Here is a 12132-nt window from a genome sequence, read left to right as displayed (position 1 = left end):
ATTGCAATGGAGTTAGCATACGAGATATTATGAAATATAATAGAATTATACTAGCTAAGCTTGTAAAAACAACGATGGCAGATTGTATGTAGGCTATTCTTTCTACTGGTTCTTCTACTTCATCAATACTTTCAGATATACAAGTTGTATAGTTATTGTATCTTGAACAAACAACAAACCTTTCACTACCATCAGACCTTACATAATTGAATGGTTCTAAATCTTTTAATGTCTTACTAATTTCGCCAATTCTTTTTATATCATTAAGATATCTATCAGCATTGCTTCCGCCAGTAATCAGACTTCTATCTTGTGAGGCAAAAACTTGTGCATTTTCATCAAAAGCAAAAATTCTAGCTGGGATGCTATCAAATTGTTTTTGTAGATCTTCTACCAAAACATCAACAGCAACAACAGCTAACAACTTTCCACCTCTATACACTGGAGCAGAAAAAGCCATGGCTGGCATTTTTGTAATAGAATCCTCATATATTGGGGAAACATAAACATCACCGCTTGCTACTGCACCCTTATACCATGCTCTAGTAGTAAAATTATATTCTGTACCGGGACCCCCAAAAAACCTAGTCGGCACCCCATTTTTATGAGTTTCTGAATCGCTAATTAATAAGCTTCCATCTTCAAAGGCTATATATAAAGCAAGTGCGTTAAAGCCAACTTTGTAGGCTTTTATTTCTCCACTAAAATACTCCTTTAATGCTTCCTTTGAGTTAACTTTGTATTCTGGCATAGTCTCTAAGTCTTTTTTAACATTTCTAATGAAGTTAATATTGTTATTACTAAAATTTTCCATAGTTGCTCTAGCGACAGATACAGAATTTATTTCAGCATGGACAACCTCTTTATATATGGCTTCCTTGACAAATATAAAAGTTACTACACCTAACGATAAAAGGCAAAGTATAGATATTAAATTAGCTATCAAGGAAATTTTTAATTTCACACTATTCATAAAAGCCTCCTAAAATCTAGTATTATTTTTTGAGTTGTGAGTAAAAATGAAGCCGAAATTTTATCTACAAGAATATGATAAATGAATTAAATATATAAATTTTATTTAATTTCAAAATTCAATATTACTTTTAGTATTATCATAGGAATATTAAACTAGCAGATACGATTGCATTATAATTATAGATTATTAATTTTAGATATTTTATTCATTTTAAAATGTTTTGGATACAATTTGAAGCTCATATTAATTTTTTAAGGTTTTCTAACTTGGAAGCAGTTGTCAATAATCTTATAAATATACACATAGCATTATCCATATTGTTATTTATACCGCCTCTTATAAACTTGTATGCACTTTTTTTAAAAAAATCACATACAAAAAAATTAAAATACCTAGCAATAATAGCCCCTGGATATTATGCACTCTTATCAGCTAGCATATTTAGCGGGCTTGTTGTTTGGGCGATGCTCACATTTGTGATGTCTTTTAAGATTCTTGCTATGGTTTTTGTTTGGATTGTTATATTGGTGCTTGAAATAAAAAGACATAAAAGGCAAAAATTAATCAAAGTAGAAGCAAATAGTGGCATTAGAGAATATTTTTTTAAAATGGCAAAAATAAAATACATAGCAGATATATGCTTTTTTTGTCTTTTGAGTGTAATATAATGCAATTTTTAATACATGAAGAATCTGGGAATGAAATTATAAATCTAAGTGGAGATTCATATAATCACATATTTAAATCTAGAAGAACCAAGCAATCACAGATTATAAACTTAAGAAATCTAAAGGATTTAAATCTCTATTCTTATGAAATTATAAATATAGATAGAAAAAGTGCAACACTAAGGTTAAAAAATACAACACATATACCACTCCATAACAAGCCAATAGGACATATAATACTAGCAATCATCGATATAAAAGAAATAGAAAAAATACTCCCATTTTTAAATGAAATAAATATAAAAAAATTGACACTTTTCTATGCAGATTTTTCGCAAAAAAGCTTCACCATAAATAATCAAAGATTTCAAAAAATACTACATGCTTCATCAGAACAATGCGGAAGAATCACAACTTTAGAAATAGAAATATTAAATAATTTACAAGAAGTATTAAGTTTGTATAATAATTTAGTAGTGCTTGATTTTAATGGAGAAGAACTTGGACTTTTAAGCTCAACAGATTCTCTGCTTATAGGCTGTGAAGGTGGATTTAGCGATAAAGAAAGAAAAATGCTAAGAGATAAAAAAATATATAGTATAAAAAATGCAAACATACTAAAAGCTCAAAGTGCAACAATGTATGGTGCATCTAGATTTATGAGGTAATTATGGCAAATAAAAAAGCATTTACAATGTTGGAGTTAGTATTTATTTTGGTTATTTTAGGAATCTTAGCAGCAGTTGGAATTCCTAAAATTTCTGCTAGTAGAGATGACGCAAAGCTAGTTTCATTAAAAAGTGATATAAATACTCTTAAGACATCATTTCCTGCATATTTCTTATCACAAGGCAAGGGAAGCTTTGAATCTGCAATTACCCTAAGCTCACAAAACTGGGATATAAGCCCATTTAATATAAAAACCAAACTACAAAACAACAACGCTCCATGCATTATAGCTAAGCTAATGAAAGATGAAGCGATAGAGACAGCAAGTGAAAATGAAATAAAATTCCTAGAAATTACAACTACAGGCACAAAGAATGAAAATGGCAATATTTGTGAAAAATTACTATATCAAATTGGGCTTACTTCATCATCCTCGATAAAAATACCTCTCTTAAGTGGCTCAATTGTCTTTTAAGAGTGCTTTTAGTCTGCTTGAATTAGTGCTTACATTGCTTCTTTTAGGCATTTTATTATCGTTTGGGATTCCAAATATTTTTAATTACAATAAAAGTGTGTGCAATAAAGCATTACAACTACAAATCTTGAATCTAAAAATAGCATTAAAAAATGAACTAAAAACAAACCAAACAATAAACATAGAATCTCTATACAAGCACCTAGATATGTCTAAATCTTCTTGTTATTTTGAAAAGCAAAAAGGTGGATTTATTGGAATAAATGAAGATAAAAAGGTATTTTTCAAATTAAAAAATAATATCTTAGAATGCGAACACACTAAAAGCTCAAAACTACATAATAGCGAATCTTTTTGTGATATATTCTAGTAAATGATAAAAATTATTATTTATGTTATACTTCTTTTAAAACATTCGGAGATATAATGGAATTTAGTACATCACAGATTTTATATGCAATTATTTTAACTTTATTTGCTGGACTTTCCACTGCCATTGGTGCAGTGATTGCATTTTTTGCTAGAAATGATAATTTAAGAATTCTATCCTTTGGGCTTGGATTTTCTGCTGGAGTTATGATTTATATTTCTTTTATGGAAATTTTGCCAACCGCCTTTAATGACTTTAAAGTAGTTTATGCCTATGGGGAGTTCTTGGCATTATTGTGCTTTTTTGGAGGAATCTTTGTAAGCGCCTTTATTGATAAATGTATCCCAGAGGACTTAAATCCACATGAACCAAAAGATGACTATTCAGAACTAAAAGTGTGCCCATTACCTAAAAAAGCACAAAAGCCACCAACATACCATCCCGGTGAAGTAATCAAAAAAATAGATTCAAAGTCCCTAAAACGCACAGGAATCTTTACGGCTTTTGCAATTGCAATACATAACTTCCCAGAAGGCTTTGCGACATTTATAAGCAGTATGGATAATCTATCGTTTGGAATAGTAATAGCAATTGCAGTTGCAATACACAATATCCCAGAGGGTATGGCTGTATCACTTCCTATATATCATGCAACAAACGATAAGAAAAAGGCATTTGTATATTCTGCACTATCTGGTTTGGCAGAACCACTTGGTGCTATTGTTGGAGCTTTGTTTATTTTACCATTTTTAAGCGAACTTACTTTGGCTATTACTTTTGCATTTATTGCGGGAATTATGGTGTTTATATCATTTGATGAATTGCTTCCTCAAGCACGAACTTATGATAAGGCGCACGATAGTTTGTATGGACTTATTATAGGTATGGGAGTCATGGGCATTTCATTGGTATTATTAAATATTTGATAGTTATACAGGAGAGAGTATGCTTAAGATATCTTTTGTTTTTATGTTAGTTGGTGTTAGTTTTATTTTATATGGATATTTTGGTAGTGCAGAAGCAACCAAATATGCACAGACAAAACCATGTCTATATATTTCTGCTAGTTTGTTAAATGTAAGAGAGAAGCCTAGTTTGGATTCAAGCATAATCTCAAAGCTACCACAAAATCATAGAATATGTAATTATGAATATGAAAATGAATTTGTAAAAATAGAAAATGGATATATATCTGCCAAATATGTAAATATAAACAAAACACAACAAAGCACAATCAAACAAATATCCAAAAACGAAAATAAAAAATTTACACTAACTAGCACGAAAGATAATATAAGACAAAAGGCAGATGAATATTTTGCACTCAATGATTATGTAAGTGCAATGAATCTGGCACTAAAAGCAAATAAAGAAAATCCAAATAATAAAGATAGCTGGGAAATTTTTAGCAAAAGCATATATATGCAAGGAAATAAAGATGAAGCAATAAATGTACTAAAATTTTTTCTAGCTTACAACTATGATGAATCTTTGTATGAATTATTGGCAAAAATGGAGGAAGGCAATAGCCTACCTAGAGAATAAAAATCCAACCCCAACTCTATCTATGGAGCGATTATAATCAATCAAGCTCTCTCCATAGCCACTAAAATATTGTATATATAAATAAAGATTCTTATAAATTGGATATGAATAATCAATGAGCACTGAACCTTTATTGTCACTCTTTAAATTATTTCTTAATGTAAGAGAGACTGCGTGTTTATGGTTAAATAAATATCCCAAAGTTAATTCTCCATATCCTAGATAATCTGTAATATCTGGATTATCATCTTTTGTGCTATCTTCTTTTATTCTATGCCAAGCTTTAAGGCTTAAAGCAAAATTATCATAGCTATAAATACCTTGCACAAAGATTCTATCCCAACTCCTTGAATTAAGTGTGCCTCCACCATTACTTTGGTGTATGTATCCAAAAGCCAACTGATCAAAAAACAATGGATAGTTATCTATTGGATATGTCATAAACAAAGAAGGCTCATAATTGCTCTCTCTAAATGGACGAGAATTTTTACCATCATAAACACTCCAAAAACTCTGCTGTGTATATGCAAAATACAAATCAAGATTCTTAGCCAATAAGTCACTAAACAATAATTTCTTCACACTTATTTGAAATTTTGCTTCCTCGCCTTTATTGTGTGTTTGTTCTCTATTTATTGAGTAATTTACAGGAAGCAAGTAGTTGAATTTATAAGGTTCAAATCCTAAGATTCCACCCATGAATTTATTTCTTTCATACATTCCCTCATAAGCACTAAATTTTTGTTCTTTTTGTGTGCTTTTTATGCTATCTACCAAACTTGGCTCATTTTTAGTTTTTAACTTTGGATTTTGCAAAACAATAACAAAATGCCTATCATCATCAGGTAAATCAACCACAACTCTATTGCCTTGAGATTTATGAACAGAAATAACATTTTGAATATTCATACTTTCATCAAGAATTAGAAATTTAGCCCTTTCATTTTCCTCAAACTCTAAATACTCATACTTACTATTATCAAACTTGCTAATATCTGCAACTAAACCACATGCAATCAAGCACAAAAACACAATGTAACGCATATTTTCACTCAATTCTGAAATATGCATATTCTAGCATAATATTTGTCTATAATTGTGATTATGCTTTTGGCTAGTTTTATGCAATAATAAAGAAAAAATTTGGAGTATCAAATGTGTGGAATTGTGGGCTACATAGGAAATAATGAGAAAAAATCAATTTTAATAAATGGACTGAGAGAATTAGAATATAGAGGATATGATTCTGCTGGGATCTCTGTGTTGGCAGAAGGTAATTTAAATATTTTTAAAGCAGTCGGTAAAATAATTAATTTAGAAAGGAAATGCGAAAGCTTTAGTTCTAGCGGTTTTGGTGTTGGCATAGGACATACAAGATGGGCTACACATGGTAAGCCAACAGAAACAAATGCACACCCACACTTTGGTAAGTTTAGTAATGTAGTACATAATGGAATAATAGAAAATTATCAAAGCATAAAAGATATGCTAATTAAAAAAGGATATAATTTTATATCCCAAACAGATACCGAAGTAATAGTGCATTTATTTGAATCTATGCTTGAATCTTCTATAACTCCACTAGAGGCATTTACAAAAACCATAAACGAACTAAAAGGTGCTTATGCAATATTATTAATTACACAAAAAGCTCCAAATGAAATATTTTACGCCAAAAATGGATCGCCATTAATAATAGGAAAAGGGCAAGATGGAATCTATTTTTCATCATCTGATACACCTCTAATAGGACTAGCAACCGAAGTATGCTATCTTAAAGATGGTGATTTTGGTGTAATGGATTTAGATGGATTTGCAAAATTAGGAGATATAAAAGAATTAAGCGGAGATAAACTATCTTCTCAAAAAGATGGATTCACATTCTTTATGGAGAAAGAAATATACGAGCAACACAAAGTATTACTTGAGACAATGATGGGAAGAGTTGGAGATGATGGATTTTTTCTAGAAGAATTAAGCAACATAGACTTAAGCAATATAAAATCAATTAGACTATGTGCTTGTGGAACCAGCTATCATGCAGCTCTAGCTGGTAGCTACATGCTAGAAAGAATTGCAAAGATTAGCACCAAAGTTGAAATAGCAAGTGAGTTTCGCTACAAAGAGCCGATACTAGATGAAAATGAACTTTTTATTAGCATATCACAAAGTGGAGAAACTGCAGATACATTAGAGGCAGTCAAGTTAGCTAAAAAAGCTAAACTAAAAACTATTAGCATTTGCAATGTCGATAATAGCAGTATAGTAAGAGAGAGTGATGCAAGCCTATTAACTCGTGCAGGAATTGAAAAAGGAGTAGCGAGCACAAAAGCATTTGCTACACAAGTTATGGTTTTATGGATATTATCATGTTATTTGGCACAAAAGAGATTTTCTTTTGCAGAAGTAAAAGGGCAAGTGCAAATAATGCTAAATGCAATTAAATTAACAGAAGTAAATAAAAAAATGCACGAAAAGATAAAAAGACTTTCTAGGCGTTATTTACATGGACATGGATTTTTCTTTATAGGCAGGGACATTTTCTATCCTTTAGCATTAGAAGGAGCATTAAAACTAAAAGAAATAAGCTATCTTCATGCAGAAGGTTATCCTAGTGGGGAAATGAAGCATGGACCAATAGCTTTAGCTGATAGTGGATTATTTTGTGTTGCATTAATGCCAAAGAATCTAATGTATGACAAAATTAAAAGCAATGTAGAAGAGTTAAGTGCTAGAGATGCTATGATATGTGCTTTAAGTTCTGAATACTATGAAGGCTGTGATGATTGGATTGAGGTTTGTGATTCATCGCATTATATGGAAGAATTTTTCTCGATGATGATTGCATTGCAGATATTTGCACTAGAAATAGCTATAAGACTAGGAAATGATGTAGATATGCCAAGGAATCTAGCAAAAAGCGTAACTGTTGAATAATTAACCAAATATTTCATTTTTTTGGTATTATCAAACAAAGGAGATGAAATGAGAATAAACTTATTAATAATTTGTATTCTAACCATTTTTACGGTTGGTTGCTCCAAAAAGTAGCCCGAAACAAACAGAATAGAGGCAGCTAAAATCAATCCACTTGGGCGTTCATTTGGTGCATGGAATGATTCCGATCCGCTAAAGCTAGGGTCAAATCCAACACCTCCTATGAAATTAGAACCTGGCAATACTCTAAAAAATCCATATTTAATTAGTGGAAAAAATATTGTTCCGCAAACTCCACTTAATCCACCAAAAATTACCCAAAACCCAAATGCAAAAGGTGCAGTAAATGGACCGCAACCATTGCTTGGAAGTGATGGCAGATTAAACACCATGAAAGTATTTGAAAATAATGGTATAGAAAGCGAGTATGTAGGTATTATGGGTGCAGGAGGAGAGATATTAACCGTGTGGGCATTAGCTTCTGGGAATTGGATTTGGGGTTATACGCATATTAATAGCAAACCCTTTGGGAATGCGAGAATTTGGCGTGTAATTGAATATCCTAAAAATTTTGTAATGTTTAAAAATGTTCGCACTGGAAATTGTCTCACTGCTTATAGAAATGGTGTGGTGCATTATCCATGTGATCCTAGCAATCAAAGCCAGTTTTGGGAGTTAAAGCCTATGAATAATCAATCTATACAAATTAAAAATCTAGCAAACGGACAATGTTTGCAATCTCCTATTGGCAACCCTTTAGGAGATTTTTTCAAAGTCTTTGAGATTTTTACCACCACTTGCGTAAAGCCTGGTGTTAGCAATTTAGATCAACAATGGTATCTAGTTGCTCCAACTTTTGGCGCTAAAGCCATTATTATTGATAACTAGGAGGATAGAATGAGAAAAGTTATTTTATCTTTTGTTATATTTTTTAGCTTTGTTTATGCTGGGCTAGAGGACTTTAATACAGGCACTTGGAATCTACAAGGATCTTCAGCAGCAACAGAGAGCAAGTGGAATGTGAGTGTAAGGCAATTAATCACGGGCGATTCTCCGCTTGATGTATTAATGGTGCAAGAAGCTGGGGTTTTGCCACAAAGTGCGATAATGACGGAACGCGTGGTACAACCAGTAGGTGTTGGAATCCCAACCCATGAATATGAATGGAATCTAGGCACAGCCTCACGCCCTAAATCTGTGTGGATTTATTATTCACGCATTGATGTTGGTGCAAATCGCGTAAATGTTGCCATTGTGAGTAGACAAAGAGCTGATGAGGTGTTTGTTATCCCACCACCCACAGTGGCTTCAAGACCTATTTTGGGAATCCGTATAGGAGATAGTGCATTTTTTAATGTCCATGCACTTGCTCGTGGTGGAAATGACGCGGGAGCACTTATTACAGCAGTGGATATGCAGATGAGAAATCAAGCAAATGTAAGGAACTGGATTATAGCAGGAGACTTTAATAGAGAGCCAAATATGATTACAAATCTAATCGACCCAGAACTTGCTAGTAGAATTACAATCGTCGCACAAAGTAGTGCCACTCAAGCAAGTGGTAGGGTGCTTGATTATGCAATCACTGGAAGCTCGAGAGGCACATATGTAGCCCCACCGCTTGCTGCAATATTAATTTTAGCTGGGCTTAGGACGCATTTGGCTTCTGATCATTTTCCAGTAAATTTTAGAAGATTCTAAAGGAGGTACTATGAAAAAACTAAAAATTTTATTTGCTTCATTTTTAGTAACTTTAAGTTTTAATCCACTTTTAGCAGATGATCCAGGTGAGTTAAGCGATTTTACACAAATTTTTACAATCCGCTCACTTGAAACAGGCATTAGTCTAAGTCCTTTTAGAGAGACTTCACAAAGACTCATTGATCAAAATTGGAAATTAAGAGAGATAGAACCAAATGATACTATTAAAGATAGGGATAGAAGATTAGCTAAAAGAGTTCCATTTGGCTATGTACAGTTTGTAAATCCTAGCAATGATGATATTTGTTTAGCAATTTTGGATAATGGGTTTTTTGGAGGTAAGTCTTGCTCACTAGATTTGCAAGATGGTACATTAGAGACCATTTTTTCTATTATGCCTACAAATACTGCAGCAATTCAAATTAGATCTTTAGTGCTTGATGCAAATGAATGTATCGTAACTTTCTACAATCCGAATGTCCCTATTGAAAATCGCTTTGGGATTAGGACTTGTACTATTGATGAGACACTTCCAGCAGACTTAAATGAGTTAATGTTTTTTGCACCACCGCTAATCGAGGCTAGTGTTCTAGAATAGCATTGTTTTGTAAAAGGATTCTATCTTTAGAATCCTTTGTTATATTGCTTATGGTAGATCTATTTTTAGAATCTTAGATTCTGCCATTTTTGGTATCCATAGATTTGTGCCATCACTAAACATATCAGCTGGACCTTTCATAAAATCAAGTTCCAATGTCCCAATCTTACCGCTCTTATCTATCCTATATACAACACCTTGCATATTATCTCCCCAATCACTCACAAGGAGATCCCCATTTTTTGCAAACACAACACCATCCAAAGCACCAAGTGGCTCACTAATTGGAAGCTGTGCTTTACTGCTTAAATCTATTGCTACTACACTGCCTTTTGTTTTTCCAGCTGGATCATAACCAACCACAATCAATCTATTATTATCTCTATCTAGCAATAATCCATTTGGACCACCATATTTGGAATCTAGTTTTGCAAAAGTATCATACTTTTCGTTTTTGATATCAACTATATGTATTATGCCTGTTCCAGTATCGCTAATTAACAATGTATTGTTATCCAATACTTCTATAGCATTCAAAAATACAGAATCTTTTATAGGCATACTCAATACTTCTTTTTTGCTATTTATATCAAAACCTTTAATGGTATCAATATCAACGATATAAAGCGCATCACCTATGCTATTCATACCTTTTGGGGCATTTAAATTAGAGATAAACTTTTTATCTAAAACTTTCCCTTTAGAATCTAATTTGCTTATAAATCCATCACCATCTTTTTCTAATGGTGCTAATTTTTCACCAACATTGCTAATAAATATATTTTGTCCACTTCCATATACACTCTCTGGACTAGCAAAACCTTCAAAATCTTTTGCCGATAATGATAATATAGATATGCTACTTATCAATGCAACAGATGAAATCAATAGACGAAAATAGTTATTCATTTAATTCCTTTAGAGTTAATATTTATTCTGAATTTATTCCAATATTATTCCACAAAATATCAATGTTTTATATTATTTTTAACAAAAACATAAATTTTTGGTTTCTAAAAATTGTGTTAGTGTCTTAAAAACTATAAAGACTATAACATAATATAACATATACATACTTTTAGATTTACCAATCAAAAGCATTATAAGAAACTATGTGTGGTTAAAATGCTTAAAGATATTAAGAATTCTATCTTTATCTAAAAGTTTCTCATCAATTCTAAATTTTTCTTGATCTGTTAATGCATGTAATATATCTTCTAATTTTACAACATTGATATTGTTTATAAATTTTCTATATTGTTTCATATATGGAAAATGATAATTTGTTAATTCTGTAATTTTTACTATTTTTTTCTTTATTACTATAGCTTCATATGAAGCTAAATTGTCATATTTATAAGCTTGTTCTTGTGGAATTTCGTTCCAATTAAAACTATCGCCTAATACTAAGGCTTCCCTAAAATGTATATCACTTGTTTTCTTTATTAACCAATGATCTACATCATCTTTTAAGAATAGCCCATTGTTTTGTTGTGCTACGTATATATTGTCATCAATTACTATAAAATCCATTCTAGAAATGCTTAATATTTCATTATCATCTTTAATTAAGTAGAAGCTCTTATATAATTTCTTAGCATCATATATGTGATCCATATCAATCTTTATAAACCACTCATTCTCTGGTATGTAGCTGAATACATAATTGTAATAATTATATAATTTATTTAAGTTTGTTTTTGGATTTTTAATATCTATTGTATGCGGATATTTAATAGGTATAAAGGATGGATATTGCTTGCAAAACTTAATAATTATTTCTTCAGAGCCATCATTGCAATCATTGTAGCCAATAACTCCTCTTTGAATTGCAGGTAGTATACTTTTTAATGAACTTTCAAGCATCACTCTTTCATTTTTAACGCGAATAAAAGCCCAAGGATTAAGAGGAGAATAAGCATTTTTAGAATCTATATCAAAATCAAAGTATCCACTATGTCCAAAATTGTGATTGTTTTTTATAAAGTAATCATTATCCGTATCTTCTATTCTTTTCAATACATTAGAAGGTACATAAAGATTAACATGTTTAATAATACCTCCAATTTCACTAATATCCATTGAGTATGTCAAAAAATTACCTCTTCCACCTTAAAAAAGACTCCTAGAATCTTTTCTTATTTACATCACTAATAATATCATCTGCAATTCTATTTACATTATTAGTAATAT

14 protein-coding genes are annotated in these 12132 nt (G+C 31.4%); 10 read left to right on the top strand and 4 right to left on the bottom strand.

Features of this window, described 5'->3' with window-relative positions:
• On the bottom strand, window positions 1-973 hold a 973-nt coding region (locus tag PF021_RS08425; protein ID WP_455429305.1), incomplete at its 3' end, for a PDC sensor domain-containing protein.
• A 269-nt stretch (window positions 974-1242) separates the two neighbouring features.
• On the opposite strand from PF021_RS08425, the gene PF021_RS08420 reads away from it, so the two are divergent.
• Genes PF021_RS08420 through PF021_RS08395 form a run of 6 tightly spaced genes read left to right on the top strand, consistent with a single transcriptional unit; the run spans window position 1243 to window position 4703 of the window.
• Window positions 1243-1644, top strand: a complete 402-nt coding sequence (locus PF021_RS08420; protein WP_271022045.1) for a hypothetical protein — start codon at window positions 1243-1245, stop codon at window positions 1642-1644.
• Window positions 1644-2312: a 16S rRNA (uracil(1498)-N(3))-methyltransferase gene (locus tag PF021_RS08415; RefSeq protein ID WP_271022044.1), complete on the top strand. Its 669-nt coding sequence runs from the start codon at window positions 1644-1646 to the stop codon at window positions 2310-2312. The genes PF021_RS08420 and PF021_RS08415 overlap by 1 nt, the downstream gene beginning before the upstream one ends.
• A gap of 2 nt (window positions 2313-2314) precedes the next feature.
• Window positions 2315-2788 (top strand): prepilin-type N-terminal cleavage/methylation domain-containing protein, encoded by a 474-nt coding sequence (locus PF021_RS08410; RefSeq protein ID WP_271022043.1) that lies wholly within the window; start codon window positions 2315-2317, stop codon window positions 2786-2788.
• Window positions 2778-3158 (top strand): prepilin-type N-terminal cleavage/methylation domain-containing protein, encoded by a 381-nt coding sequence (locus tag PF021_RS08405; RefSeq protein ID WP_271022042.1) that lies wholly within the window; start codon window positions 2778-2780, stop codon window positions 3156-3158. Before PF021_RS08410 ends, PF021_RS08405 begins: the two co-directional genes overlap by 11 nt.
• Before the next feature lie 56 nt (window positions 3159-3214).
• Entirely contained in the window at window positions 3215-4084 is an 870-nt protein-coding gene (zupT, locus tag PF021_RS08400) for a zinc transporter ZupT (RefSeq protein WP_271022041.1), read from the top strand.
• Between the two features lie 19 nt (window positions 4085-4103).
• Window positions 4104-4703: an SH3 domain-containing protein gene (locus tag PF021_RS08395; protein WP_271022040.1), complete on the top strand. Its 600-nt coding sequence runs from the start codon at window positions 4104-4106 to the stop codon at window positions 4701-4703.
• Here PF021_RS08395 and PF021_RS08390 read toward each other — a convergent pair.
• Window positions 4689-5747, bottom strand: a complete 1059-nt coding sequence (locus PF021_RS08390; protein ID WP_271022039.1) for a phospholipase A — start codon at window positions 5745-5747, stop codon at window positions 4689-4691. The genes PF021_RS08395 and PF021_RS08390 overlap by 15 nt on opposite strands.
• A gap of 111 nt (window positions 5748-5858) precedes the next feature.
• Here PF021_RS08390 and glmS point away from each other — a divergent pair, with 111 nt between their 5' ends.
• The 4 genes from glmS to PF021_RS08370 all read left to right on the top strand — a co-directional run bounded on the left by glmS (window position 5859) and on the right by PF021_RS08370 (window position 9939).
• The gene (glmS, locus tag PF021_RS08385) at window positions 5859-7640 is read left to right on the top strand and encodes a glutamine--fructose-6-phosphate transaminase (isomerizing) (RefSeq protein ID WP_271022038.1); all 1782 of its coding nucleotides are present in this window, start codon (window positions 5859-5861) and stop codon (window positions 7638-7640) included.
• A gap of 222 nt (window positions 7641-7862) precedes the next feature.
• Window positions 7863-8528, top strand: coding sequence for an RICIN domain-containing protein (locus PF021_RS08380; protein WP_271022037.1), 666 nt, complete (start codon window positions 7863-7865; stop codon window positions 8526-8528).
• Window positions 8529-8537: 9 nt separating this feature from the next.
• Window positions 8538-9341 (top strand): cytolethal distending toxin subunit B family protein, encoded by an 804-nt coding sequence (locus PF021_RS08375; protein WP_271022036.1) that lies wholly within the window; start codon window positions 8538-8540, stop codon window positions 9339-9341.
• A 10-nt stretch (window positions 9342-9351) separates the two neighbouring features.
• Window positions 9352-9939 (top strand): RICIN domain-containing protein, encoded by a 588-nt coding sequence (locus tag PF021_RS08370; protein WP_271022035.1) that lies wholly within the window; start codon window positions 9352-9354, stop codon window positions 9937-9939.
• 48 nt (window positions 9940-9987) lie between these two features.
• Here the strand turns inward: PF021_RS08370 and PF021_RS08365 are convergent, their stop codons facing one another.
• Together PF021_RS08365 and PF021_RS08360 are read right to left on the bottom strand one after the other, a co-directional pair.
• Complete coding sequence (locus PF021_RS08365) at window positions 9988-10848, bottom strand: NHL repeat-containing protein (protein ID WP_271022034.1); 861 nt, start codon at window positions 10846-10848, stop codon at window positions 9988-9990.
• A gap of 201 nt (window positions 10849-11049) precedes the next feature.
• Window positions 11050-12033 carry a beta-1,4-N-acetylgalactosaminyltransferase gene (locus PF021_RS08360; protein WP_271022033.1) on the bottom strand — a complete coding sequence of 328 codons (984 nt, stop codon included), beginning with the start codon at window positions 12031-12033 and terminating at the stop codon, window positions 11050-11052.
• Window positions 12034-12132 lie beyond the last annotated feature (99 nt).

Source organism: Helicobacter ibis (assembly GCF_027859255.1).
GTDB lineage: Bacteria > Campylobacterota > Campylobacteria > Campylobacterales > Helicobacteraceae > Helicobacter_D > Helicobacter_D ibis.
This window is presented reverse-complemented; position numbering and strand designations above follow the sequence as displayed.